15 protein-coding genes and 11 pseudogenes are annotated in these 24,890 nt (G+C 65.4%); 5 read left to right on the forward strand and 21 right to left on the reverse strand.

The window, feature by feature from the left end:
- Positions 1-189: 189 nt before the first annotated feature.
- Positions 190-437 (reverse strand): annotated as a pseudogene (locus DXZ73_RS36885) (transposase); the annotation flags it as partial.
- A 226-nt stretch (positions 438-663) separates the two neighbouring features.
- Entirely contained in the window at positions 664-2,526 is a 1,863-nt protein-coding gene (locus DXZ73_RS36890; protein ID WP_240351663.1) for an N-acetylmuramoyl-L-alanine amidase, read from the reverse strand.
- 1,443 nt (positions 2,527-3,969) lie between these two features.
- Here DXZ73_RS36890 and DXZ73_RS36895 point away from each other — a divergent pair.
- Positions 3,970-4,596: a C40 family peptidase gene (locus DXZ73_RS36895; protein WP_162890480.1), complete on the forward strand. Its 627-nt coding sequence runs from the start codon at positions 3,970-3,972 to the stop codon at positions 4,594-4,596.
- 84 nt (positions 4,597-4,680) lie between these two features.
- Here the strand turns inward: DXZ73_RS36895 and DXZ73_RS36900 are convergent.
- Positions 4,681-4,923: pseudogene (locus DXZ73_RS36900) on the reverse strand (hypothetical protein); the annotation flags it as partial.
- Between the two features lie 165 nt (positions 4,924-5,088).
- Between DXZ73_RS36900 and DXZ73_RS36905 the strand changes: the two are divergent.
- Positions 5,089-5,670: a helix-turn-helix domain-containing protein gene (locus tag DXZ73_RS36905; protein WP_116208984.1), complete on the forward strand. Its 582-nt coding sequence runs from the start codon at positions 5,089-5,091 to the stop codon at positions 5,668-5,670.
- A complete protein-coding gene (locus DXZ73_RS36910) occupies positions 5,667-6,221 on the forward strand; it encodes an IS630 family transposase (RefSeq protein WP_116208986.1) in 555 nt (184 codons plus the stop codon). Before DXZ73_RS36905 ends, DXZ73_RS36910 begins: the two co-directional genes overlap by 4 nt.
- On the opposite strand, the pseudogene DXZ73_RS40725 reads toward DXZ73_RS36910, so the two are convergent.
- The 14 genes and pseudogenes from DXZ73_RS40725 to DXZ73_RS39875 form a co-directional block, all read right to left on the reverse strand.
- Positions 6,166-7,110, reverse strand: a pseudogene (locus DXZ73_RS40725) (IS630 family transposase); the annotation flags it as partial. The gene DXZ73_RS36910 and the pseudogene DXZ73_RS40725 sit on opposite strands and share 56 nt — an antisense overlap.
- A 65-nt stretch (positions 7,111-7,175) precedes the next feature.
- Positions 7,176-7,507 (reverse strand): annotated as a pseudogene (locus DXZ73_RS36925) (transposase family protein); the annotation flags it as partial.
- Between the two features lie 97 nt (positions 7,508-7,604).
- Positions 7,605-8,421, reverse strand: a pseudogene (locus tag DXZ73_RS36930) (IS5 family transposase).
- Positions 8,422-8,687: 266 nt separating this feature from the next.
- Positions 8,688-9,875: an IS4 family transposase gene (locus tag DXZ73_RS36940; RefSeq protein WP_116211619.1), complete on the reverse strand. Its 1,188-nt coding sequence runs from the start codon at positions 9,873-9,875 to the stop codon at positions 8,688-8,690.
- Between the two features lie 232 nt (positions 9,876-10,107).
- Positions 10,108-11,499, reverse strand: a complete 1,392-nt coding sequence (locus tag DXZ73_RS36945; protein ID WP_116209103.1) for an IS1380 family transposase — start codon at positions 11,497-11,499, stop codon at positions 10,108-10,110.
- A gap of 140 nt (positions 11,500-11,639) precedes the next feature.
- Complete coding sequence (locus DXZ73_RS38575; protein ID WP_162890481.1) at positions 11,640-12,887, reverse strand: hypothetical protein; 1,248 nt, start codon at positions 12,885-12,887, stop codon at positions 11,640-11,642.
- A 468-nt stretch (positions 12,888-13,355) separates the two neighbouring features.
- Positions 13,356-13,622 (reverse strand): hypothetical protein, encoded by a 267-nt coding sequence (locus DXZ73_RS39860; protein ID WP_240351665.1) that lies wholly within the window; start codon positions 13,620-13,622, stop codon positions 13,356-13,358.
- Positions 13,623-13,625: 3 nt separating this feature from the next.
- Positions 13,626-13,784, reverse strand: a pseudogene (locus DXZ73_RS40200) (transposase); the annotation flags it as partial.
- A gap of 259 nt (positions 13,785-14,043) precedes the next feature.
- Positions 14,044-15,306 carry a hypothetical protein gene (locus DXZ73_RS36960; protein WP_162890482.1) on the reverse strand — a complete coding sequence of 421 codons (1,263 nt, stop codon included), beginning with the start codon at positions 15,304-15,306 and terminating at the stop codon, positions 14,044-14,046.
- An 882-nt stretch (positions 15,307-16,188) separates the two neighbouring features.
- Positions 16,189-16,326, reverse strand: a complete 138-nt coding sequence (locus DXZ73_RS39870) for an IS3 family transposase (protein ID WP_240351666.1) — start codon at positions 16,324-16,326, stop codon at positions 16,189-16,191.
- Positions 16,327-16,339: 13 nt separating this feature from the next.
- Positions 16,340-16,486: pseudogene (locus DXZ73_RS40730) on the reverse strand (IS3 family transposase); the annotation flags it as partial.
- On the reverse strand, positions 16,483-17,043 hold the full coding sequence (locus tag DXZ73_RS36970) for an IS3 family transposase (protein WP_116215305.1): 561 nt from the start codon (positions 17,041-17,043) through the stop codon (positions 16,483-16,485). The pseudogene DXZ73_RS40730 and the gene DXZ73_RS36970, both read right to left, overlap by 4 nt.
- The gene (locus DXZ73_RS36975) at positions 17,040-17,348 is read right to left on the reverse strand and encodes a transposase (RefSeq protein ID WP_116215306.1); all 309 of its coding nucleotides are present in this window, start codon (positions 17,346-17,348) and stop codon (positions 17,040-17,042) included. Before DXZ73_RS36975 ends, DXZ73_RS36970 begins: the two co-directional genes overlap by 4 nt.
- Before the next feature lie 62 nt (positions 17,349-17,410).
- Positions 17,411-17,596: pseudogene (locus DXZ73_RS39875) on the reverse strand (transposase); the annotation flags it as partial.
- A gap of 24 nt (positions 17,597-17,620) precedes the next feature.
- Between DXZ73_RS39875 and DXZ73_RS39880 the strand changes: the two are divergent.
- A pseudogene (locus DXZ73_RS39880) lies at positions 17,621-18,348 on the forward strand (IS5 family transposase); the annotation flags it as partial.
- A 20-nt stretch (positions 18,349-18,368) separates the two neighbouring features.
- Here the strand turns inward: DXZ73_RS39880 and DXZ73_RS36995 are convergent.
- Positions 18,369-20,564 (reverse strand): recombinase family protein, encoded by a 2,196-nt coding sequence (locus DXZ73_RS36995; protein ID WP_116215378.1) that lies wholly within the window; start codon positions 20,562-20,564, stop codon positions 18,369-18,371.
- A gap of 289 nt (positions 20,565-20,853) precedes the next feature.
- On the opposite strand from DXZ73_RS36995, the pseudogene DXZ73_RS37000 reads away from it, so the two are divergent.
- Positions 20,854-20,976 (forward strand): annotated as a pseudogene (locus DXZ73_RS37000) (IS5/IS1182 family transposase); the annotation flags it as partial.
- A gap of 182 nt (positions 20,977-21,158) precedes the next feature.
- On the opposite strand, the gene DXZ73_RS37010 reads toward DXZ73_RS37000, so the two are convergent.
- The 3 genes and pseudogenes from DXZ73_RS37010 to DXZ73_RS37020 all read right to left on the reverse strand — a co-directional run bounded on the left by DXZ73_RS37010 (position 21,159) and on the right by DXZ73_RS37020 (position 24,337).
- Positions 21,159-22,343: an IS701 family transposase gene (locus DXZ73_RS37010; RefSeq protein WP_116208983.1), complete on the reverse strand. Its 1,185-nt coding sequence runs from the start codon at positions 22,341-22,343 to the stop codon at positions 21,159-21,161.
- Positions 22,344-22,400: 57 nt separating this feature from the next.
- Positions 22,401-22,499 (reverse strand): annotated as a pseudogene (locus DXZ73_RS40335) (IS5/IS1182 family transposase); the annotation flags it as partial.
- Between the two features lie 743 nt (positions 22,500-23,242).
- Complete coding sequence (locus DXZ73_RS37020) at positions 23,243-24,337, reverse strand: hypothetical protein (RefSeq protein WP_162890485.1); 1,095 nt, start codon at positions 24,335-24,337, stop codon at positions 23,243-23,245.
- Positions 24,338-24,890: the final 553 nt, after the last annotated feature.

Below are 24,890 nucleotides of genomic sequence, written 5' to 3' on the forward strand. Positions count from 1 at the left end.
CTGCTCTCGTGACCCGACGTGACGGCTCCCCGCGATTGCTGACAGACCTTTGAGCGTTGGGCCCGCCCGAATCGGACACCTCCGGTTCCGGCCTGGAGCGGTCTCACGGCCCTTTGTGTGAAGCCTGCCCAGCGGGGCCAGTTCAGGCCGGAGTCGCACACACGAGTGGTCTAAACCAAGCCGGAACAGGCGGGCCAACGGCACTGGTAGAGCCACCTGGGTGTCCTGCTCGGGTGGGCGGTAGCGTTGCGCCGGTTGCCCCGCGTCTGGCTGGCCTGGCCGTACTCGGCGCTGCAGAGTGCGTCGGCCTCGGCTCGCATCAGCGTGTCCTCGAATGTCTTGATCACCGTGCTGAGCAGGCTGGGACTCACCGAGGTGAGGTTTTCCTCGGTGAGCGGGTGCAGGGGAGGGGCGGACAGACTGTCAAGTGCGGTCATTTCCGATGTCCTGCGGCAGTTCGTCATCATTTGGAGGATCAGTCGGTGGCCGTTTGCCTACGTGGGCCCCCGCCCGGCTACCGGGTCAAACCCCTGGAATGGGCAGGAAACCTGCACACCACTTCCAACAGCTCCTGCTGGGAGCAGCCATGGTTAGTTTTCCTCCACGAGGACCGTCTGACCTGCTGTCACCTCCGCTGCATCCTGGGGGAACCTCAGTCCACGATCACGGGGAAGGCCCTGTGGGCTCGGTGTCCGCAGAGTTCAGCAAAGCCAAGCGGTGGTTGAACTGGGCTGTGACGTAGCGTTCGCTGCTGGCCACTACCGTGCCGGGCGGGTGTCTGGCGGAGAAGTCATCTGCCGCGACTGGCGTTGTCGCCACCAAGGTCTGGCCGGCGGAGAGCGCGTAGAGGCCTTGTGGGGACTGGGCAGAGGGGGGCCAGCCCTGAGGGTATGCGTTGGGCATTGGGTACCCGGTGCCGTAGACGGGAATGCTGGTGCGGCCTGCGCGGGGGCGGATGAGGTGAAGGGGGCCATTGGCACGCCGCGTGTTGCGTCCGCCGGGATTGAAGATCCATCCCACCCGGCCAGAAAACCAGATGGCGGTCCAGTCCTCTTTCTGGTCGGCGACGATGAACTGTTGACCGGCGGTCACGGTATTGCCCCAGTCCTCGATCAGGCTAGTCCCTGAATCTTCTCCTGGATGAAGGGCCGGATCGGGAAACAGTGCTGTGTCCTGGCTGGGTCCGGTGTGCACGGGGAGGAAGTTCGAGGGCTCGCTCTGCGTGGTGCACCCTGCCGGAAGCTGGCTGTACTTGAACAGCGGGGCGCTCCACGCCCTTGCTGTCTGCCCGCAGACTTGGACGCTCTGTCTGTTCGTGGCGAAGTCCGGAGAGATCGTCACTGCTTCCCCTGTGTGAGGAGAGCCTGTGAGAGCCGGGGCGGGGAGCTGTGTGAGCAGGCTCATGAATCGTGTCCAGTCCCAGTAAGGCCCTGGATCCCAGTGCATGTCGGAAATACTTTCGCGGGACGCTCCCGGGACGTTGTCATGTCCGATGACGTGTTCCCTGTCGAGGGGAATGTGGTATCTCGCCGACAGGTGGCGCACGAGATCAGCGGTCGCTTGGTACTGGGTAGGGGTGAACCATGTGGCTCCCTGGACAGGAAAGCCTTCGTGCTCAATGCCGATGGAGTGCAGGTTGAACCAGTAGTTGCCAGAGTGAAAGGCCACGTCCTTGTTGGCCACCATCTGTGTGACGGCTCCATCGGAGGACCGCATGACATAGTGTGCTGACAATCGGCTGTCCGGGTCCTGGAACGTGTCGATGGCGGAGCTGTAACTGCCGTCCACAACATGGATCACGATGTAGAGGGGTGCGAGTCCGTTGGCTGGCCGGTTGGATACCTGGTAGTTGTCCGTGGCCGCCGGCGTAAATCGGCAGGTGACGTTGGCAGGGCACTCAGCACCTGTTGCCACATCATTCGGTCTGAGACCGAGTCTCGTCAACTGGCTCCTGTCAGGAGTGACCGCAGAAGCGGCAAGCCGGATTCTCTGGCCGTCTGGCCTGACGTGTTGCAGGCCTTCTCGTATGATGGTGTACACCCGGTCTGCGAACAGCCCAGCGCTGCGGGCAGTGGCGGCCTGGCTGTAGCGGGCGACCGCCCCGTACCACCGGGCTGGATCACGTGGGTAGGTTCCCACCAGGGACTTTTCGTAGGAGGCCAGCAGGGCTGCCCCTCCCCTGATGTTCTGTCGGTCCTCTGTCCTCAGCTGCTTAAGGGAGGCCCCGGTAAGACTGGCTGCTTGGTCCAGAGTGGGTGGCAAGTCGGCCGTATGTGCGGCGGCGGTAGCGGTGAGGTGGAGGAGGCCGTAGCCGCCGCTCACGCTCGGGTGCGCATGGTGTGACTCCCACCACGAGCTTTCATAACTCAAGGCCAGCAGCACTGGCAGCGGCACGTGGAACTCTGCGGCGGCACTGGCGAAATCCTGCTGGCTGTCAGCTAGTGAAGACGCCGCTGGCGCAGGTCTTGTCATGGTGGGCACGCTGGCGAACGAAAGCAGGACGCAGACCGCCAGACGGATGGCCACGTACTTGACTGCGGTATGTAGCAAAGGCTCTGGCTCTCTGCTGAGCGATCCTGGCGGAGCGGATGCGGTCTTGGAAATGTGTCCCCGGAGGGGCCTTGGCATAGCGGGACCGTTGTCGGTTGGAGCTCCAGCCGGAGCAGGAAGCGGAGCTGGGGCGGTACTTGAGGATCCCAGGCCTGACACCGAACGAGCGGATACGGCTCCACAGTCTGTGCGCCTGCCGGTCCAGAGCTGGACTGCTCCCCAGAGCGCTTTCTTTGCCAGCAGGCACGAGGTCACCGTGGGCAAGACACTGCAGTTCCTCGACAGCGGGTCTCCCTCCAGATCTCCGGATCTGAAACCAATCGGGCGGGTATGGTGCTCGGGCAATTACAAGACATGCCCGTCCCGCTCCTGCACCAGCATTCGGAATTGCACACCATTGTTGGCCTGCCCTGACACGCCGCGCCGCTGTGGTGACCCCGGCCGCAACTCGATTATTTAAGATCGCTTAGATGGCGCTCGGATGCTTCCGTGCAGCGCTTGCTGCCCGGCGCTGCATATATGTATCCGCCTTTTCTTATCCATCGTCCCCTGCTGCGGGACTCCCTTACTCCGGAGACAGGGTAAGTGCACACTCATGGAGGGGGCTGGTCCGGAAAAGAAGGGTGAGTCAAGGTCAGTGGCCGGGTGTGCGGTGGTCGTTGGCCTCGGCCTGGCTCTGTTGGGCCAGCAACATGTCCTTGGAGTGGTCAAGTACATCGGCGCCGCAGTGCCGGGGGTTTGCGGCGAATAGCTGGTGCGGAGCTTGCTGGGCCGTCGGCCGAGCGGGCCAGCGGACGAGGCTTGGCGACAGGTTCCGGACAGGCCGGCATCGTGGATCCGTCCGGGTGGGTGCATCCCAAGAAGTATGAGTTCTGCTGGGGCGATCATTGCCCCGTCGGTTTCTCCCGTATGGTCACGCGAAGAGGCTCGGCGGTGCGGATCTTTTCTTCTCCGGGCTGTCTGCGACGCAGGAGGGCCTGGTTGCAGGCCCTCCGAGGGGTATGGCGGCCGCTCGCTGTTGCACTTGATCTTCCGGTAGGCGTTCTGAAAGCTCTTCCCGGCCGAGGCTGCGATGTTCTTGAGCGCGGCCACGGCGGCGATGCCGGGCAGGTGTCTGAGGCTGGCGTTGCCGGGACGGGCCCAAGGAGCTTCCCACGGATCCGTCCTGGCTGCGCTGACGACACGAAGGAGCGCCACACGGGGCACATGACTCGGGACCCAGGAATACCGCAGGGGTCGCAGACCGTCACCGCTTTACCCCCGCGAGTTCAGCCTCAGCACCTGCAGGCCGTACACATGGAAAGGGTTCCAAGGAAGACTCTCCGGCAGGAGTCGTGCACCATACCGTAGCCGATTACTCTTTTCGGAGTGCTGGCGGGCGGGAATCGGATCCCGGCTGCCCCGCCGTTGGGAGAGAGCGTGACTCCTTCATTTTTTCCGCGTACGACGGTATCCCCAGCGCGGCGTTCTTTTCTGGCCGCCACTCTCGCCGTCAGTGCGGGCACCTGGCTGGGGAAAGGCACCGCCCGTGCACACGACGACAGCGGCGGCAGTGTCGGCGTGCGCGCGATGGAGATTGCCCAGGAGCAGGCAGGCGTGCCCTACGCCTGGGGCGGCGGCGACCGCCTCGGCCCGAGCATCGGCTTCTGCGACAGCGTCAACGGTTACCTCAACGGAGTATGCAGCGCCGAGAACATTATCGGCTTCGACTGCAGTGGCCTGGCTCTGTACTGCTGGTATCGCGCCAGTGGCGGCACCGTGGACCTGCCCCACTACACCGTTGCCCAGCACCGGAGAGGCGCCCCGGTCTCCCAGGACCGCCTACTGCCGGGTGATTTGCTGTTTTTCTCCCGTCTCGATGCCCCCCTATACCACGTGGGTATCTACGCCGGGCACCACAGCATGGTCCATGCAGAGCGCACCGGAACCGATGTCGTTACGCTCCCTGAGGTCTTCCAGCACCCCAAGTGGGGCCCCGAATATGCTGGTGCCATCCGCCCTAGGCCCGGTTCACCCGGCTCTGTGACAGAAGGTGCGGCTCTTTGAACCGCATTGGGTCCGTTGGAGGGCCCGAATCGTGGAGGATCGTGGCGATGGTGTCCTTTCACCGACACTCGAACAGCTTGCACTTCACGGTGCACCTAGGTCTTTCGTTGAGCGAGGCGGGTGGGGGCGGGGTTCGTGGAAGGTGCCGTCGCGGAGCGCCGTGAACAGCACGCTGATCCGCTGTCGGGCCAGGTGTAGGAGGGCCTGGGTGTGGGTCTTCCCTCGGGCCCGGCGTCGGTCGCAGTAGGTGCGGGAAGCGGGATCGTGCAGGGCGGCGGACGCGGGCAGGAACATTGCGCGTTTGAGCTGGCGGTTGCCGCCTCTGGGTGGACGGCCGCGAGTGAGTGGGCCAGAGACGGCACTCCGTTGGCCGGTTCGCTGAATCGCGTTCCGATCTTGGACGGTGGGCCAGTCTAGTGCTCGATTCCGCTTTGGCGGGGTAGTTGTAGGGGTGTGGGGTTGCCGGTTCGGGCTTCTCGGGGGCGAGTTGCCGTGCCGAAACTGTTGTCGGGCCGTCCTGCCCAGGACGTGGCCGAGGAGGGGAAGGTCCGCAGGCTGGCCGGTGCCCGGCATGCGCCGGCGGACTGGATCCTGCGGGCCAGGATCATCGTGCTGAGCTGGGAAGGCGACCGTGTTCCGGTGATAGCGTCCCGGCTCGGATGTCATCACAAGACGGTGTGCAAGTGGCTGCACCGGTTCAACACCCAGGGCATGGATGGACTCGGCGACCGTCCCGGCTGCGGGCGCAAGCGGCGGATCACCGAGGACGAACGCTCGCGGATTATCGAGCTGGTCCGCTGCGACCCGCCGGGCCGGCTGGTGCGGGAGCCCTGGGGCGACCTGGCCGCCGAGGACGAATCGGCCCCGGGCGAGTGGACCCTGGACACCCTCGCCGAAGCGGCCCGGCGCCAGGGCATCGATATCCAGCGCTCCCAGGTCCGCAGAATTTTCCTGGCCGAGGGCGTGCGCTGGCGCCGCACCCGGTCCTGGATCACCAGCCGTGATCCGGAGTTCTCCCCAAAAGGACGAGGATCGTCGGCCTGTACACGGACCCGCCGGAGAACGCCACGGTGATCTGCGCGGACGAGCTCGGACCAGTGATCCCGCGCACGTTCCCGCCCGCCCCGGGCTGGTCACCGGACGGCCACCGCATCAAGGCCGAGCTCGACTACAGCCGCGGGCCGGAGAAGACCTGGGTCTACGGCGCCCTGCGGCCGGCCGACGGGAACGAGATCACGATGGCCGCCTCCTCCCGCAACAGCGCCAACTACCAGCAGTTCCTGCAGCTGGTCGAAGACGCCAACCCCGCCGGGAAAATCGTGATCGTCACCGACAATCTCTCCTCCCACAACAGCAAGGCCACCCGTGAGTGGCTGGAGGGCCACCCGAGGATCTCCCACGCCTTCATCCCCGTCGGTGCGTGCTGGCTGAACCTCCAGGAGGGCTGGTGGCGCCTCTTCCGCAAAGCGGCCCTGGCAGGGCAGTCCTTCGCCGACCCCGACGAGATCGACCACGCCACCAGAATCGCAACCGCCCAGCTCAACGCCCGTGCCAAACCCTGGATCTGGGGCCGCCCCGCCCCACCAACACGCACACTCCGACGCCGTTTTGAGTACCGCCTTTGAGGAATCGAGCACTAGGCGGCAGCTGGAAGGAAGTGATCCAGTCGTGGGCGTCGATAAAGGCGCGTAGTCGGGCATGCAAGTGCATGTTCAAGTTGTCCCAGACGAGTACCAACGGGGCATCGAGCTGCTGGTGGGCGGCGGTCAGGAGGTCGCGGTATTCGGCCCAGGTGAAGCTGCGTCGGCCACCGCCCTTGTGGTCCGCATGTCGTCTGGGCCTGAAGATCAGCCGGGATCGTTCGCCGGGTTTGTAGCAGGTCAGGGCGGCGATGGAGAAGCGGCGCTGGGAGCGTCCTCGCACCCGGATCACGGGTGTGTGACCGGGGCGGGCCCAGGTGCGGGTGGTGGGCGGCGTCATCGAGAATCCGGCCTCGTCCTCGAAGACGATGAAGGCCCCGAGCGCCGCCGCGGTGCTTCCGCCTGCGGCCACGTGTCTTTCACCCGGCCGGTGACCTTCTCCTCGTCACGCTCCAGAGGACGCCGGGCCGGGACCTGGTGGCTGAACCCGTGGCTGCGGAGCGTCTCCATGATGGTCGACAGTGCGAGGGTCTTGTGGAACCGGCGTCCGATCAACATCCTGATCCTCACCAGCGTCCAGGTCTGGTCCGGCCAGCCGTACGCGACCGGCCCTTCGGCCAGCTCCTTCTCCAGCACCGTGAACAGAGGCTCACTCAGCTTGCAGTGGGCGGCCGGCCCCGGGAACGCAGGGCCTGTGGCCCGCCGTTCTGCCAGGAACGGCGCCACCGCCGCACCGACCGCACACTGACCCGCAGTTGCTTCGACACCGTCATGTTGTCCTGCCCTGCGGCGAACGTCCCGACCGCTTCCATACGGATGCGCTCGCGAAATGCACGCCGCTCGTCGGCCAGACACCGCCTTGCGGATACCTCATAGTCCGGGCATACCGCGAGGATCACCACACGTCATCCCTCCGCGACACCACACCCGAAAACTCAGTAACTCCTTGACCACGGCCTTCGCTTGCCTGGTCAGACGGGTAGTGCGTCGCTGGTAACGTTCCAGCACCCCGGACACCTGCTCACGGAAGGTGTGACGGCAGCCGCGCGTAGGACACACCAGACGCCGCACCCGCGCACGGACCACCACCTGCCGACCGTCGACCGGTACGTCAGCCACTGTCCGCCAGTGATAGCCGTGCACACACCCCGACGACGCCCCGCACACTGGGCAGACCCAGTGTCCTGCGGAGTCCGTGCCCGCACCACGATCCGCTCACCCTCGTCGACCACACCCTCGATGACCAGCGGGGACAGCCCCGAAAACACCATCTGCACAAGATCGTTGACATCCTTCACGAGGATGTCAACGATCCTTCATGACTCTGCGTTACCGCCGAATGTGAGACAGGGGCGCTTACAGCATGTCTTATGTGGTGAGTTGGAGGAGTCTCTTGTAGCAGAGGAGTGCGGCGGCGTGTCCGAGGAAGGCGAGGTAGTTGCGGGGTTGGCGTTCATACCTGGGTGAGAGTCGGCGGTATCCGGTGAGCCAGGACATGGTGCGCTCGATCACCCAGCGATGACGTCCGAGCTGTTCGCTGGAGTCGATGCCTTTGCGGGCGATGCGGACGGCGATACGTTTCCCGCGGAGCCATCGACGCAGTTCGGAGGTGTCGTAGGCCTTGTCGGCGTGGAGTTTGCGGGGCTTGTAGCGCCGTCCCCGTTCCGGGTCGTGCCGTGACCGGAGTCCGGCAGCCATGGGTTTCAGTCCGTGGAGGCCGTGGGTGTTGCCGGCGGAGATGCCCACGACGAGGGGCAGCCCTCCGCGGTCGGACAGGATGTGCATCCTGGAACCCGGCCTGCCCCGGTCCACGGGCGACGGACCTGCAAGTTCGCCCCCTTTTTGGCCCGCACGTGAGCGCAGTCGAGCACCACACGGGACAAGTCCAGCAGCCCCTTCGCGGCGAGCCGGTCGAGGACTGTCTGGTGCAGCCAGCCCCACACTCCCGCTCTCGACCAGATCAGGAACGGCGGTGAACCGTCGCTCTCGAGGCCCCGGAACAGGGCGGCAGAGCACGCCAGGCACAGCCGCTGACCAAGACGTACACGACCGCGGCGAACACAGCTTCATGGTCGATGTTCGCCGTGCCGCCACCCTGCGGACGGACCTTGTCCGCCGGCAGCAACGGCCGCACCAGCTCCCACAAACCCGCAGGAACAATCCAACCCCACCGCCCACTCCCCATAACCCAACCAACGACCAACCCACCACATAAGACACCGTCTAAGCCCAATGCCGTTGCGTTACGGGCCTGCGGGTTGGGGTCTTGTGATGAGGATGGCTTGTGCGCCGGTGCGGGTGGGTTGTGGCCATGCATGGTGTTCAGCCCGTTTGAGCCGGTAGTTGGACATCTTGCGTTTCACGACGTGGGGCTGGCTGCGGAGCCGTCTGGCGGGCAGGAGCCGTTCGAGAAGGTCCTGCTCGAGCATCACCAAGGCCCGGACCAGGAGGTCAGGGGGAAAAACTGCCCGGCGTGACAGTCACACTGCGGCGGGCGGAGCGCAGGGTTTCAGTGAAGGAGACCCGGTCGGGGTCCAGGCCACGGGTGGCAGCCGTTCTCAGCATGAGTTCGCGCAGGGCATGGTGAACCAGCAGATGTGCCCAGATCTGCTGACGGACGCCATCGGGGGTTTTACTGCTGAGTACGACACGTGCGCCGCGCTGATGGGTCTTGAGCTCGGCGAAGACGGACTCGGCCTCCCAGCGTTCGCGGTAGAGCGCGGCCAGCTGCCGGGCCGGATGGCGTCGGGCGTCCAGCAAAGTGGTGACCAGACGGTAGTTGTCAGCGGCGTCCTTACTGACCTGGTCCTTGAGCTGGTAGGCCAGGACCCGGACAGTGACCGGCTCGTGCCGGGCGGGGCCGCTGCTTGCCCGGATCTGTGAGAGCCACGACCCGTCCCGGAACTGTTTGATGACCGGCAGGACGCGGTTGGCGGGCACTCGCCACAGCAGATCGGCGCCGGTGGCGGTGAAGGCCTGCCACAACGGGACGCCGAGGAACTCACGGTCGGCCAGGACGAGCTGACCCTGGCCGCAAGAACGGGGCAGGCGGCCGGCCAGGGTGACCTCCCCGGTGCGGCAGCCGGCGAGTTCCGCGTCCAGCACCGCATGGCTGCCGACCTCCGCCAAAGCAGCCATCCGCACCTGCGGAAACGCGCTCCTGCCCGGCCCGCGGCCGTTGCCCGGACGTCCGAACGCGGCCTCGTTGGCTTCGCTGTCCGCGACGTCCCAGCAGGTCCCGTCCACCGCCAGCAGCCGCAACCCGCGCCAGAATGCGCCGGGTGTCGCCTCAGTGGCCATCGGCTTCGCTGTCGTGGCGAACAGCACCCGCAGCGGCTCACAGCCCAGCCGCTGCCGGGCCCGAAACAGCGAGGACTTCGCCGGCACGCGCCAGTCTCCCAGCAGCCCCTGGCCCCGCAGGCCCTCCACCAGGTGCCGCATCACTTCCAGATACGGAGCTGGAGAGAACAGCGCCAGCCCCAGCACGAAGTACACCACCAGCCGCGCGGGAAGCAGCCGCTTGCGTTGCTCCCCGCACCCGCAAGCCGCGACCACCCGATCCACCAACCCCGGTGGATACACCCAGGTCAACAGCCCCAGGCCCGATAACTCCGAAACGCGCACAGACACCCGAACCACCCCCTGGGACCACTACCCAGGAACCTACGCCCGAGGCCTAAAACAACGGCATTGCGTCTAAGCCCTGATCCACCGACGTGGTTTGGGGAGTGATCTTGTGACCGGTTTCGAGCCGGTTTGAGGTCGGTGGTTGGGCATGGGCAGGTTGTAGTCGCTGGTCTGCCCAGCTTTTCCACGGGTTCGGTTCCGGTTGGGCCCTGGCGGTGGGCGGGTCGGGTAGGGGCTGGTCGTGTCAGCCGGGTGGGCCGTGGACGGTGTCGAAGAGGTGTGTCCAGGCATGCTGCCAGGGCCAGTTGTGCGGCAGGTGCAGGGTGATGCGTCGTGCGGAGCGGGCGATCCGGGCCGGAACCTGGACCAGGTGGGTGCGGAGAGTGGCGGTGGTGGCCTTGGCGTGGAAGGCGGAGGCCAGTGCGCCGGCCGCCCGCAGCAGGTTGCAGGTCATCGCCCACAGGGTCAGCCAGGCGGAGTTGGCATGGAAGTGTCCCGAGGGCAGGTGGGCCAGGGCGGAGGCTTTGCTGTCGGCGATGACCTGTTCGACGACGGCGTGGTGGCGGTGTTCTTGCTCGGCCTGGAGGGTCCGGGCGGGATTGTCGGTGAAGAACGGGTGGTAGCGCCAGACGGGGAACAACTCGCCCTGCTCGCCCACGGTGGCGGGTTTGGCGAGGTCACGGACCCGGCGCACGATCAGCCGGGCCGTGACCCGCGAGGCTTTCCTGCGGCTGACGAAGGCGGCGTAGACGGGTATCTCGGCGACTTCGGCGTCCGGGATGAGGTCGCCGGTCTCCGGGTCGGGCACTGCGGTCGGGTAGGTGATCTGCTGCCAGGCGGTGTCGGGGATGCTGTGGATGGCCCGTTTGATGGAGGGGTTCATGCCGGTGGTGACCGAGAAGTGGGCGCCGGCCCGGCGGCAGGCGGCGATGACACCGGCGTTGTAGAACTGCGAGTCCGCGCGCAGGATGCGCATGCCGGTGCAGCCGGCCTCGACGGCGGTGGCCAGGGCCTCGCTGACGAGTTTCGGGGCGCCGCGGGAGTCGGCGGCTTTGCCGCGGCGCATCCGCACGGTGGCGATCACCGGCCGGGAGGCGGGGGTGCAGATCGTGGCGAGCAGGGGGTGCAGGGTGCGGATGCCTTTGAACCGGCCGTACTCGGCACCCTGCTTGGCCCGGCCGTAGACGCGTTTGTGGGTGGAATCGACATCGATGAATGCCTTCTCGTCGGAGCCGGGCAGCAGCGGGGTGTGCGCGGCCAGTTCCGCGAGGAACCTGCGGTGGACAGCGTGGAGTTGGAGGGCATGGCCATGGGTGAAGGAGCGGAGGAAGGTGCCCAGGGTGGACGGGGCACGGATCCCTCGGAACACGGTCGGCATCGCGCCGTGGCGCAGCGCGCCCAGGTCGTCGATGCTGTCGGCCCCTGCGGCCATGCCGGCCACGATGCTGGTGACCTTGGCGTCCGCCGCCGCACCCGCGCCGTTCTTCGCCCCGGTCAGCCTCACCTTCTCCGTCACCAGCCGGGGCAGACCGCACCGCCCGGCCAGTCGCATCACCGGGACCAGCCCGGCATGCGCGATCAGATTCGGGTCATCGAACACGGCGGAGACCGCCGCTGGCGTGTGGGAAACTTGCATCTCGGAAGTGCCTTGCTGATTATGCGTGCTGGAAGCCTGAAGAACTCCCATCATTGCAGGTCACAAGGCACTTTCTTGTTTTCCAAGACGTTATCCACAAGGCGTCCGGCGGTGGATCAAGGCTAAGTTGGCACACCCCATTACCGGTAATCAGATACTCCAGTCGGATTCTTTTGGAGGCTCAGGAAAGGGAGTCCAAGGACAGGAAGCAGCCAGATGGGGAGGAGGAGACGAGCGTGCTGGCCGTAGACGGGGTGCGCAATCACAGTAAGGACGCCAGTGAGAGCACCTCCAGTGATGAGGATCGCGACGGTGACGTTGGTACGCCAGAGCGCGGCGAGTGATAGTCCGCACAACGCGAGCGGCAGGAAAGCCATGGTGTCATTCTGCCAAGGCAGGTACGACCAGAAATCGATGTTAAGTCTGACCAACTGGTGAACGGGGTCGGCGACGTCTGGCTGCTTGAAGTGGTTGGTGAAGGTGTCCTGCATTGTGCTTGACACCCCAGGCCAGCCCATGAGGTGGGCTCCGACGGTGATCCCCGCAAGCCCGGCGGAGGACACTCCGGCGAGTACGACGGTTCCGGCATGACGAGAGTGACGCCGCACCAGGCACACCAGCGAAGTTGCCAGCAGGGCGGCGCAGAGCAGAGTGAAGCTTGAGTAGCGAACGAAGTAGCCTAGTGTGAGAGCACCACAGATTGTAAATACCCCAGGCAGCAAGGCGCGACGGCAAGCGAGCAAAACCGCGCCGGTCAAAGTCGCCAGTATGATCGTGACGGCAGGCCCGTCTGTGAGCCGCTGCACACTCATGCTGCCAGTAGGCAGGGTGAAGAAGAGGATCTCGCCGACCCAGGCGGCACGGGTACCGCCGCCCGCAAGCCGGATCAAGACGATCACTAGAGCACCACCCGCCAGGGCGAACCAAAGCGAAACGACCCACAGTGCCGCCCACACACCGGTGAGAGGCGCGACCAGTGAGGCGATGAAGGGGTAGCCGGGCCGAGCGTAAAAGATCTTTTTATACCGCTCGGTTGTGGCGTCGTGGCGAGTCAGCCAGTCCAGGCAGCCACTGTAAACGCCGGGGTTTGGCTTCGCATCGACAGAACCCTCAATCCGGCGGGAGGCCGTTTCATTTCTATATCGTGAGCCACACCAATCCGCAGCTGCCCTGTGTGTCACTTCAGCGGAACTGATACCAGTTGCAGCGTAGGTCTGAACCGTGTAGCGATAAACATCGTTGTTTGCAGTGGGGAGTGCATAACTGTGATAGCCGAACATTTGAAAGACGGCGAATGCCGACGCAATGATAATTCCCCCGATTGCGGGGCTGCGCGTCACCGGAAAGCTGCTGCCCGTATGGCGAGCACACAAGGCGGCGAAGCGCATCACCATAAAACCTTCAAACCAATCCGGGCGGTCTCACTGAACGCGCTGCACGGGCAATCTTCACTACCTGGTAATGAGTCTTCTTCATCTTCTGGTCCTGCATGTCAGGGGCTGTGTGCCGCGAGCAGGGAAGCCCCCCCCGACCAGTGGCGTTGAGGCAGTCCTTCTGCGGCTCGCCCCAGCGTCATAACCCATCCGGGGCGGGGTGGAAGAGATTCACTGAAGTAGATATCCCCGCAACGGGCGACGAAGGCGCGGCAATTCGGAATGCACGCGTCTGGCAGCTTGCGGTGCATCGAACCAGTGAGTGCCTGTGCGAAATGCGCGTCATGCGATCTGTCTACCCCACACTCGTGACCTCCGCGACCTGGAGGTCTATTCATGAGGGCGTCGTGGCCCAGGTTTCCCTGATCGCTGGTCCGAAAATGAAGGGTGAGTCCAGGCCAGCTGGGGCCTGGTGGGGTGGGTTCATGCGGTTTGGGTGGGGTTGAAGTGGACGGTGAAGCCGAGGGCATGGGCCTGGCGGGTGAGGTGCATGGCGCGCTCGGGGGCGCACCTGGCGTAGTAGCCGCCGCTGAGGTCGGCGTACTCGGTGTCTTGGGTGAGCATGTGCCAGAGCGCGGTCAGGAGCGAGTGTTCCAGAGCGACCAGTGCCTTCTTCTTGCCCAGGCGGGGCATGAGCCGGTGGTAGCGGGCGCCGGGGTAAGCGGTCTCCCAGGTGGGGGAGGCGGTCATGGCCGCGGTGCCGAGCCATCGGTTGCCCAGGCGTCGTCTGCCGGACTTGTGTTTCCCTGCAGACCCGCGGTGGTCCGGGCAGACTCCAGCCCAGGAGACGAGATGGGCGGCGCTGGGGAACCGTGTGATGTCCGTGGTCCGCCATGTTGCGCTTCGCTGTATCCCGGCTCAGTCGGGACGGACTCGGGAAGGGGGTTCCTGGATCGCCTGGCTCACCTGGGCGCGAAAGCGTGAGGGGACAAGAGCATGCCGGGAAGGGTCTCGTACCTCACTGTCTGACGTCCTGCGTCGCCCTGTTGGTCCTGCGGAAGCTGTGCTGGGTGGTGTGGTCTTCTTGGGGATACGGGACCGGACTCGGGCTGATCCGTTCAGGGGGGTGGGCCCGAGACCGGCGGGAGCGACTTTTGAGCCCCGTGCTTGGCTATTCGACGGGGTAGACGTCGAAGTAGAAGTGTTGTTTCTTGTTACCGTGGCTCATTCCGACCATCGATATGTAGGTCGGCTGGTTCGGTACAACCGTGAAACCGTCGTTGGCCGCGAGACGGCTGTCGACCTGTTTGCCGTTAGGCATCGGGGTGACAGACGCGAGGTTCCGGGCCCTGGGGCTGACGTATCGATAGTGCCCGTTGCTGTCCTTGTTTCCGGTCGCGACCAGGGCCCCTCCGGGGTCGGTCCTGACGCTGTCGCCTTGAGTGTTGGTCAGGTGAACCCGGTACTTGCTGAACGGTTTCGTGTTCTGCAGGCTCTCCGCTCCGGGGCAGGTGATCTTTACCTGCTCCTCTGGCACTGCCCAGTGCCATATGGTGCCACCCCGTTCTATCTTGCAGGCTTTCGGCCCTCTTCCGACGAACTTGATCCAGCTGTCATCGTAGTACGTGTTTCCGGGGTTGTCGGGAGCGTTGACGGGAGGGAGTTCGCTCGCTGTCTTGAACTCGGCGTCGGAGTCATTCTGTCCCGGCGAGGTGAAGTCAGTTCCGGGCTTGCATACCTTGCCATCGCACTTCAGCAGCCACCCCTGTTTGACGACAACATCACTGACGACGTTTGCCCGCTCCAGTTTCAGCTTCCCGGATGCTGGGTCTTTTGACCACACGTCAGAGACGGTCTTGGCCTTGAAAAACACCGGTTCCGCGGTCATCGGCTTTCTCGGTGTAAGTTTCATGCTGTCGGTCTGGGTGAACGTCTGGCTGGTCGAGTTGGTGACGGTATCGGTGTTGTACAGCATGTTCCCTGTACTGCCGGCGCGGCCGCCAGGGTCCTTGGGAAGTCCGCCGACACCGAATTGCTTCAGGGACTTGATGCCGAAGTTCAGGAGGGTCCCGATGTCCAGGCTGAACTGTGCGGGGCCGCCGTCGGTAATTGTTTGCGATGTTGTTTTGGCATCGCTCACCGTAAGAGTTCGCTCCACGCCCACGGTTGAGAGGTCCACCACCTTGCCGGCGTTCTCTGCGTATGCGTTGTTCTCCTGGTAGTACGGCAGCACGATGTTGTACTTGAGTCCGTCAGCAGGGATGTCGGATGCACTGGTATAGATGCGCTCTCCGGCTCCCTCTGCCCGGAGTACCCGATCTTCGTTCCCTGCCGCGAAAGCCGGGAGAGCGGATGTGGCGACCAGGCCGAAGGCTGAGGCTGCCACGACCTTGGCTTTCCATATCCTCCTGGACCTGAGCATCAGATAATCCATCGATCCCTCTCCTTCTTCCTGTCGAGTTGTCAACTGTAGCGCATGGTAAATAAATGGCAAAGTAAACTAAAGTTGTGGAGATGATGGGACGTCAGCCCTCGGGGCTGGGAGGTGAGTCCACCCCATTGTTGGAACCCTCGCTATGAGACGACGGTTTTTGAGGCTCAAACCCAGGAGTGAGCAATGAACTTCACCCGACGAGCGGGCCCCGCATGAAGTGCTCAACTGCTGTCCGGACCCGATGGGTGTGAGATAGTCGGATGCGGAGCGGCGTTGCAGCGCCGGTTTGCGTCGCCAGCCAGCTGAACGTCAGCCGAGCCAGGTCTGCGCGGACCTTCACCTACTCCATGCTGCACGGCGATCACCGCACCGTCAGTCGTCTGGCCCGCTAGATCGCCCCACACCCCAGGCCAAACGCAGACGGCAGCTCTGCCCCAGGCGCTGCGCCTGCTGCTCCGCCGGGCAACTGGCAACCCCTACGCGCTGCTGCACGCTTCCATCGCCCAGCGGTTCTTGGGGCAGTCATGCCGCAGGTGAGTGACACCGTGCGCCGCGCAGCCAGGCAATCCTGCCGACCGCCATCGGCTGGCTGCATGACGCCCTGCCGCACCTCGCCAGGGCGCAGGAGATGAAGCTGTCCTCCGAGGCTGCTGCCAAGACCACCTTAAAACCTCTGGCGGAGATCGCGGTGACCGAAGCCCTTCTCGCGCGCTGCCCAGACCCGCTCGCCGACTCACCAGGACTTGCTCAACTTGCAATGGGAGGTTCTCCGCTACGGCGACCTGCTCGTTCAGCTCCGGCTGGTCTACCCCGCCTCTACCTTTCCTGCCGCCAGCTACCTGTGGGCTTGATCCGCTTTGACGGACACGTTGGTTGTATCGGTCAGGCTGCGAGGGCGGTTTCGTAGTCGGCGGGATTGCGGTAGCCGAGACTGCTGTGCAGTCTGCGAAGGTTGTACCAGCTCTCGACATACTCGAAGATGTCGGCGCGCGGCGGTCCGGCTGGGCCAGGGCCGGTCACGGGGAAGTTCCCTCTTCAGGGTGGCGAAGAAGGACTCGGCCAGGACATTGTCCCAGCACTGGCCGGTGCGGCCGACAGATAGCCTGATGCCCAACTCTGCGGAAAGTACGGTGAATTCGCGGCTGGTGTACTGGCAGCCGCGGTCCGAGTGGAAGATCACCCCACGGGGCGGGCGGCGCTGGGTGCAGGCTGCCCGAGGGCGTCGGCGACGAGTTCGCTCCGCAGGTGGTCGGCGGTGGCCCAGCCGATGACGCGGCGGGTGGCGATGTCGATGACGGTGGCCAGGTAGAGCCATCCATCCTCGGTGGGGAGGTAGGTGATGTCGCCGCACCAGCGGGTATCGGCCGCTGTGGGGTCGGGCAGGGAGTCACGCGCGACCAGGTCGGGCCGAGTGGGTGCGCTGGGGTCGGGGACCGTGGTGCGGTGGCGGCCGGTGAGGCCGGCGGCTCTTACCAGCCGGGCGACACGTCTGCGTCCGCAGGCGGTGCCCTCGCGCTGGAGGGCGGCGTGGACGCGCGGGGCTCCGTAGGTTCCGCGGGATGCCTGGTGAACTTCGTTGATCTTCTCGGTGAGTTCGGCGTCGCGGGCCGCGCGGGGGCCGGGGATGCCGGTGCGGCGGGCGTAGAAGGCGGCTCGGGAGACCTTCAGCAGCTCACAGGCGCGTTTGACGCTGTGGCCGCTCTGCTTCTCCGCCTCGATGAACGGGTGCGCGTTCACCGGGTCTCCGTCGCGAAGAAAGCCGTCGCACGCTTGAGGACTTCCACATCCTCCCGCAGGCGCCGGTTCTCCCGCCGCAGACGGGCCAGTTCCTCTCGTTCGCCGCTGGTCAGTCTGGGCCTTTCGCCCGCGTCGGTCTCGGCCTGGCCGACCCAGAACCGCACCGCGGTCTCCGTCAGATCAAAGTCCTTGGCCACCTGGCCGACCGAGCGGTCACCACGACGGCACAGCCCGACGATCTCGGCCTTGAACTCCGGCGTGAACGAGCGGCGAGGACGCGGCTTCTTCTTCCCCATGCTCTCCATGGTGGACATCCTTCCGGGGGCAGAGCCCCTGATCTCGGATGTCCGTCAAACCGAATCAAGCCCACTAGGGTCTCCTCCAGGCGCATCCCGCATTTCTCTGCGGCCTGGTCGAGCAGGGTGGTGCCAGCGGCGTTGTCGTGGGCGGACGCGGCGAGCACGACAACGCCGATGATCAGCCCCAGAACGTCGACGGCCAGTCCCCGCTTGCGCCCCGACATCTTCTTGTTGGCGTCTAGGCCGTTTCTTTCGGATCATCTGATCGTTGGTCTGGTGTGCCGTTGACGGATGCGCAGTGGGTGCGGATCGAGCCGCTGTTGCCGGACCGGACCCCGAGACGGGGTGGCCGGTGGCGTGATCACCGTGAGGTGATCGACGCGATCGCCTGGAAGTTCCAGACCGGGTCGCAGTGGGTCCATCTGCCGGAGAAGTACGGCTCGTGGAAAGGCGCTTATACGCGACTGCGGAACTGGGCGATCGACGGCACCTGGGAACGTGTCTTCACTGCTCTGCTCGCCCAGGCCGACGCGGACGAGGACCTGGAGTGGGTGGTCGCGGTCGACTCGACCATCGTGCGCGCGCATCAGCACGCGGCCGGGGCCCGCAAAAAGGGGCCCCAGCTGGCGAGCCCAGGGACCATGCCCTCGGACGGTCCCGCGGCGGACTGACGACCAAGATCCACCTGGCCGCCGACGGCCGCTGCCGCCCGCTGTGCTTCGTCCTCACACCCGGACAGGCCGGCGACGCACCCGCCTTCGGACGGGTCATGGCCGCGATCCGGGTGCCACGGCCCGCCGGAAGACCGCGCGTCAGGCCGGATGCGGTCCTGGCCGACAAGGCGTATTCGTCCCGCGCCATCCGCGGCCACCTGCGACGGCGCGGAATCAAGGCCGTGATCCCCATCCCCGCCGACCAGCAGGCACACCGCCGGCGACGCGGCAGCCACGGCGGCCGGCCACCCGCCTTCGACCGCGAGGCCTACAAGCAACGCAACACCGTCGAGATGAGCAAGCCGCAGTGCTGTCATACCTGCGGTTCGCCGTCATTGCCGTGGGCTCCTTTCTCGTTGTGGATTATCGCCATCTCCTGGTGGTACAGCCAGGGTTGGCGTGCGCCGTGGCCGCGGGGCAGTCGGTGGAGGCGGCGGAGTCGTTCGACTTCCACGGGGTCGGCGTGGATGACCCAGGAACGGCGCCGGTCAGGCTGCTGACGGGCGGTGACCCAGCCGTGGGTGATCCAGCCGAAGAGGGTGACGCGGGGCATGCCGATCTCTCGGGCAAGGTCGCTCGGCCACCATTCATCGGGGCCGAGGGGCTGGGCCTTTCGGCGGAGGCTCCGTTCCTGCTGGCTGATGCAGCCCAGTTCGCGCAGTAGTTCGCGGACGCCTTGAGCGCCGAAATGTTCGCGACGTTTGGGCGGGCGGAAGCCCTCGGCGTTCAGGGTCTTGGCGATGGCGGGGGCGGCATGTCCGGCCGCGGCGAGTTCGCGAGCGCGGGCTGCGAGCTGGGGGAAGTAGCTGAGCTGGTCCAGTCGGCCGACGGGGCGGACGACCTCGCCGTCGGTCTGATGTCCGCCGGCCCAGGTGACCTGAACGGTGACGCGTTCGCTGTCTCCGAGGACGGTGACGCGGATCTTCTCGATCAGGTGCCGCATCAGCCGCTTGCGGTCCGAGTCGGTCGTGGTAGACGCCTGCCACAGGGCCGGGAGATCGCCGGCCAGGGCCCGGATCTGCTCGCGCTCGGCTGCGGTGAGAGAGCGGGGCCGGGCGGCGGCGAAGCGGTCGTACTCCTCGCTCAGCTGCTGCCGCCCGGCCAGCGCGGACTCCCAGCTGCGTTCCAGCTCGCGGACGACCAGGCGGTTCTCGGGCTCGGCGAGCTGGTACTGGCGCCGGGCCCGGTCGACGGCATAGTCCGCGCGCTCCAGACGCTGATGCCAGATCCGGTCCACTTCCTGGCGCCGGTGCTGGGTCTGCTCGGCCGCGGCCAGCGAGACCTCGATGGCGGCCGGTGCGATGGCGGCCAGCAGCAGAGCGGTGACAAAGCGATCGAGGCAGGCTCCGGACAGCTGCTGGCACAGCTCGCCGCCGTAGTCGGCCTTGAGGCGGCTGCACTCGTACTTCGGCCACAGCTTGCCGCCCTGGCCGCGTTGATAGTGGACGGTCATGCGGGTTCCGCAGCGGCCGCAGTGGATCAGCCCGGCCAGCAGTGCCGGCCCGTCGCGCAGGGCTCCCATGCTCAGCGCGTGGGCCCGGTTCGCCTCGATCCGGGTCAGGTTGCGTTCGTGCTGTTCCATGCCGATATAGGCAGGCAGCATCCCGGGCAAGCAGACGAGCCAGTCCTCGCGCGGCTTGCGGACACGGCCGGTGCACGGGCGGCCCGGAACGCGGCGGCGGGGGTCGGTGCGGCTGCGGCCATAGACATAGATCCCTGCATAGGCCGGATGCCGGAGCATGTTCTGGATCAGGATCCGGCTGGGCCGACGCCAGACCAGCAGTCCCTTCTCCGGCCCTTCACGGGCACGGATGCCCATCTGGATGCCGTGATCGACCAGGAACCGCAGCACCCCGTTGATCAGCTCGAGTTCATCGAACAGGTCGAAGACCAGACGGACCACGGTCTGGACCTGCTCGTCCGGGTCCTTGACAACCTGGCCGTCCGTGAGCCGGAGATAGCCCACCGGCAGGGGCATGGCCAGCTCTCCGCGGCGAGCCTTGCCGATCCGCCCGTTCCACATCCGCTGCTTGATCAGATGCAGCTCGGCCTCGCTGATCGTGCCCTTGAGCCCGAGCAGCAGCCTGTCGTTGTGCTCGGACGGGTCATACACCCCGTCCGGATCGGCGAGCAGGGCCCCGGCCAGCGCGCACAGCTCCAGCAGCTGGTGCCACTCGCGGCCGCTTCGCGCCAGCCGGGACATCTCCACACCGAGGACCAGGCCCACATGGTCCAGGCCGACCTCCGAGACCAGCCGCTGAAATCCGGGCCTGTCCACCAGGCCGGACGCCGAATGGCCAAGGTCCTCGTCAATCACCAGGACGCGCGACGGCGCCCAGCCCAGATCAACAGCACGTTGCGTGAGTCCGTACTGCAGCCGGGTCGACTCCGCGTGGTCAATGACCTGCTGAGGAGTCGACTGACGGACATAGACGACCGCGAGACGATCGAGATGCCAGGACTGGACCTTGCCCTCAATCCGGTCCCACGGCGCAGCCGTCACGCTCACCGTGATCACCCCCGCCCGGCAGGTCGGGAATGGTCACGATCCGCGCGGCCAGCAACGCCAGCAGCCGCACCACCTGTTGACGGTTCAGCTCCGGAACGGTCTCCCACTCCGGGATCTGGGGAGCTCAGCGGCACACGGTCCGTCCACTGCGGCTCACCACCCTCCGCACGACCGGCCTGCCGCTCGCGCAACCGCCGGACAGCAGCAGCCACGGCCAGCAGGCCATCAACCCCTACAACCGGAGCATTCCCCGCCCCAAACTCGTATACGTGTGCAGTGCGGCTTGCTCCTTGAACGCTGCATCAACCGCCTCAAACAATGGCGCGGCATCGCCACCCGCTACGAGAAGACCGCAACCGTCTACCTCGCCGGACTCCACCTCGCAGGCATCTTCCTCTGGTCAGCACACTGATCCGAAAGAAACGGCCTAGTACTGCAACGGTCTTTGTTGTGACGGTTGTGCAGCTTCTGGTGGGGTGTGGCCTCGTCGTTTGTAGTGGCAGATGCGGGCTTGGTATTGCCTTCTGCGTCGCCAGTGTGACCAGTGCAGGACATGGTCAGCTGGTGCGGGACGGCGGTTGGTGAGGCGGGTGATCAGGCGTCTGAGTTCGGGGAGGCTGAGCGGGATGAGGCCGGGGGATCCGTTTCTGCTTTCCCGGCGTCGAGTTCCCGGGCCCGCAGGACGGTCAGGGCGGCGTGGACGGCCATGGCCAGGGTGATGTGGCGGTGCCAGCCGGGGTAGCGGCGGACCTGGTAGTCGTCCAGACCGCATTCCTGTTTCGCGCTCTGGAAGCATTCCTCGACCGCCCAGCGGCTGCCGGCGATGCGGATCAGGTCATCCAGGGGGGTGCCGGCCGGGCAGTAGGCGATGTAGTAGGAGATCTCCTCGGGCCGGCGGATGCTGCGGCGTGCGATGACCCAGTGCTGCCGGTCCGGCCGGTGCCAGGGCCGGACCTCCACCCGGGCCCAGTCATAAACGCGGGGTCCGTGGGAGCCGTTGCCGCAGGAACGGCGCCTCCATTTCTGCCGGGACAGGCCCTCGAACAGGTCATGGACGGGGTGGTCGAGAGCCCAGCGGGTGACGACGGTGTCATGCCGGGTGGTAGCCATGACATGGAAGACGTCCGCCTGCTCGAGTTCGTATCGCCAGCCCTTGGAGAAGCCGTAGGCGGCATCCGCGGTCACCCACCGGAACGGGACTTTCTCCTCGATCGCCCGGCGGACCATGGCCTTGGCCATGGCCACCTTCGTCGCGAAGCCGGTGCTGTCATCAATGGCGGCCCGGCGGCATCGATCACGGTCCTCCGTCCACGACACCGGGAGATACAGCCTGCGGTCGATGAGGGTGCGGCCACGGTCGGTGGCATAGGCGAGGAACACCCCGACCTGGCAGTTCTCCGTCCGGCCCGCGGTGCCGGAGTACATTCGCTGCACCCCGGCCGAGGCTGTGCCTTTCTTGAGGAAGCCGGTGTCGTCCACGATCAGCACCGCCTCCGGGTCGCCGAGATACTCGACCACGTACTCCCGGACGTCGTCGAGGACATCATCGGCATCCCAGTCGATCCGGTTCAGCAGCCGATGGATCCGGTCCGGGCCCGCATGCCCGGCCTCCTCCGCCAGCGTCCAGCCGTTCTTCCGCTCCAGCGGAGCCAGCAGCCCACGCATATAGGCCAGAGCCGACTCACGAGGCTCCGACCTGCTGAAGCGGTGCACAAACCGCTCGTGCAGAGCCTTCAACTCGCCAGCCCACGACCAGACATCAACAAGTACCCCACCCACAACCCCACCAACGACCCAGCTGCCCACCCGTCACAGCAAAGACCGTTGCAGTACTAGTCCCGTCGTGGTCCTGGGGACACCGGCGGCCGCGCGGACGGACTGGGCGTCAAGGATCACGAGGGACGGGTCCTCAAATCGGCGGGCTCTCTCCCGTACCACCACGAGCACGTGCCGCACCCCGCGCACCCCGCGGGGATCCGGTATCCGCGTGAACCACTCTCGCAGCCCCGCCCCCGACGAAGAACAGCCCGCCCGGTACAGCCGGTCCAGCGCGGGATGCAACGATGTCGTACACGCGGGCATGGACGTCCCCTTCGATCGCGTGAGCCTCAACACCCCACATGACCACCGACCTCCATGCCCGCCCACCTGCACGAACACCCCTCACACCACGACTATGCCGAGGCCCTGGGGCTCCGCCCAGGCAGCGGACCACCAAAGAGGCGGCTTCCGGATCGAGCTCTGCCTGGTTGCGGGGACCAGTAGTGCCCCCATCGGCATTTGGCGATGATCTTTCCGATAATTGCGCCAAAGATCATTCCGATCTCGCCATCCTGATACGTGCCGCGGGCGTCAGAGACGTTACCGCCTAGCGACACACCCGACAGTGCCCTGTCGCAGTCGTCACACTTGCTGCCCTTGTTGCAGGTTCCCTTGTCCAGGGTTGCACCCTCACCAACGGCAAATCCCGCCAATGCACGGTTTCCGCCTCCGAACTTGCTGGAGTCGACCTTTGTGCGGCTTGAAATCCGGGCGTCCGGAGGCCAGATGTTCCCGCCTTTATCTACGCCTGGCACGCTGTGTTTCATTGGCTGAACGGTGTAGTCGTTCTTGCCGGAGAACGGGTTCTGCCAGCCGATATTAACGAGCCCACCGCTTTGCACTGGAACCGGGAACTACTACGCTTGTTCCTGCTCGAGTCGCTTTTTGAGCTCCGCCAGCTTGTCCGGTGCATGGCTGAGCCGTTCTTCGATGCTACTGATCTTGGCGTTGCGGCCGCTCTGCATGTTGGCGTATCGGACCTGGGCGAGTTTCGCGGTGATTTCGCTGTGCTTCGCGCGATCCTTGGCCTGCCGGGCCTTTGCCTGCTCTGTCTTGAGCTCTTCGATCCGCTGCTCAATCTTCTCGTTCATACTCTTGAGTTCGCCCAGCTCCTGCTTGTCCTTTGCTATCTGCCGCTCAAGCTGGTCCACCTCATTCTTCAGCTTCTGCAGTCCGGTTTCCCGCTTCTCTATCTCGCTCTGGATGGTCTGCGCGATGACGTCGATCGGCTTGACGCCGTCGTGCACTACCTTCCAGGCGATCTTGTGGGAGGTGAGCTGATCCAGTGCGGAATCGACTGCCTTGTCGGCGACGCCTCCCTTCCCCCGGGCCTTCTGTGCCGCTTCAGTCTTCAGGGCCGGCAGCGTCTCGTCGATCGCCTTCCGGTGCAGGGCGTACTGATGAGCCTTTCTTACATTGCTGAGCTGATCCTCGCTGAAACTGGGGTTGAGATAGGGAGGCTTGGCCCAGTCGGTGTTCCACGTGAACTGCGCATCGGACCACCAGTCAACCCCTTCCAGCTCTGATGCCTCTTCGACGTAGTCGGAAAGGAGGGAATTGTTGTAGAACTTCATGGTGATGTTCTTCGCGACCTTCCCTCGGTATGTATTGGGAGCGATACCCTTATGCAATCCCATCTGAGCACCGTCCCATACCGTGTCGATGGTCTCGAACACGGCTCCCGCGACCTCACCGAATGCCCGGGCCGCCGGATCGTTGCTGCATGCCAGGCTCTCACCCAGCACACCCAGGGCGGTGACCGTCACGGCGGCCCCGCCGCGTGCACTGGCACTCGTATTGCCGAGCGTGCCACCGCTCAGCTTCTGGAAGTACGCGCATGCCGTACCCGATGACTGGTTATCTGCCGCCTGGGCGGGTACAGAAGTCATCAACGTGCCCGCGAGGGCAACGCCGACCACGACAGCGGCCTTTTTCCGGGTAAATCCGTACACGAAAATCTCTCATATTCTGTGAGATGCAGGTAAGTGAAGGGGTCCTGCGCACGCACCACGGCAAAGGAGTCAGAATGCCGGAGGGGCACTGCTGGCGCAGGAACGCATCCCGCCAGTCAGTCTCGCCGGGTGTCCGGCTGGTGTAATTCCATTCTTGAGGCGATGACTGATTCCCGGAATGGGGCCAGGGGCTGGTTTCAGCTCTGTCTGGCGTTGAGCTGTGATGCGACGAAAGTGGCACGTCCCCTCTTTCGGTGGAAGTGCCTTATCCGGGCTGGTCGGACGCAGAGAGCACTGTGTCGTCCTGGCCGTCACCGTGCCCGCCGACCTGCACTTCCCCTATGCCGCCCAGGCGTTCCGGCTCCGCCGCACCGTCCGGCACCTCGACAGACAGCCGAAACACCCCGAGACCGTCTACGGCATCACCAGTCTGGAACCACATCAGGCAGGCCCCGCCCAGCTCGGCTCCTATGCCAGCGGACGCTGGGGGACCGAGAACAGGCCCCACTGGGTCCGCAACGTCATCTTCGACGAGGACCGCTGCAAGTCCGCA

This window comes from Streptoverticillium olivoreticuli subsp. olivoreticuli, assembly GCF_003391135.1.
Classification (GTDB): Bacteria; Actinomycetota; Actinomycetes; order Streptomycetales; family Streptomycetaceae; genus Streptomyces; species Streptomyces blastmyceticus.

Excerpts from the sequence above, each read along its gene's own strand:
- DXZ73_RS36945 (WP_116209103.1), bottom strand. The coding sequence starts at position 11,499 with ATGCAAGTTTCCCACACGCCAGCGGCGGTCTCCGCCGTGTTCGATGAC.
- DXZ73_RS38575 (WP_162890481.1), bottom strand. The coding sequence starts at position 12,887 with ATGCGCTTCGCCGCCTTGTGTGCTCGCCATACGGGCAGCAGCTTTCCG.
- DXZ73_RS39860 (WP_240351665.1), bottom strand. The coding sequence starts at position 13,622 with ATGACCGCCTCCCCCACCTGGGAGACCGCTTACCCCGGCGCCCGCTAC.
- DXZ73_RS36960 (WP_162890482.1), bottom strand. The coding sequence starts at position 15,306 with ATGGATTATCTGATGCTCAGGTCCAGGAGGATATGGAAAGCCAAGGTC.
- DXZ73_RS36975 (WP_116215306.1), bottom strand. The coding sequence starts at position 17,348 with ATGGAGAGCATGGGGAAGAAGAAGCCGCGTCCTCGCCGCTCGTTCACG.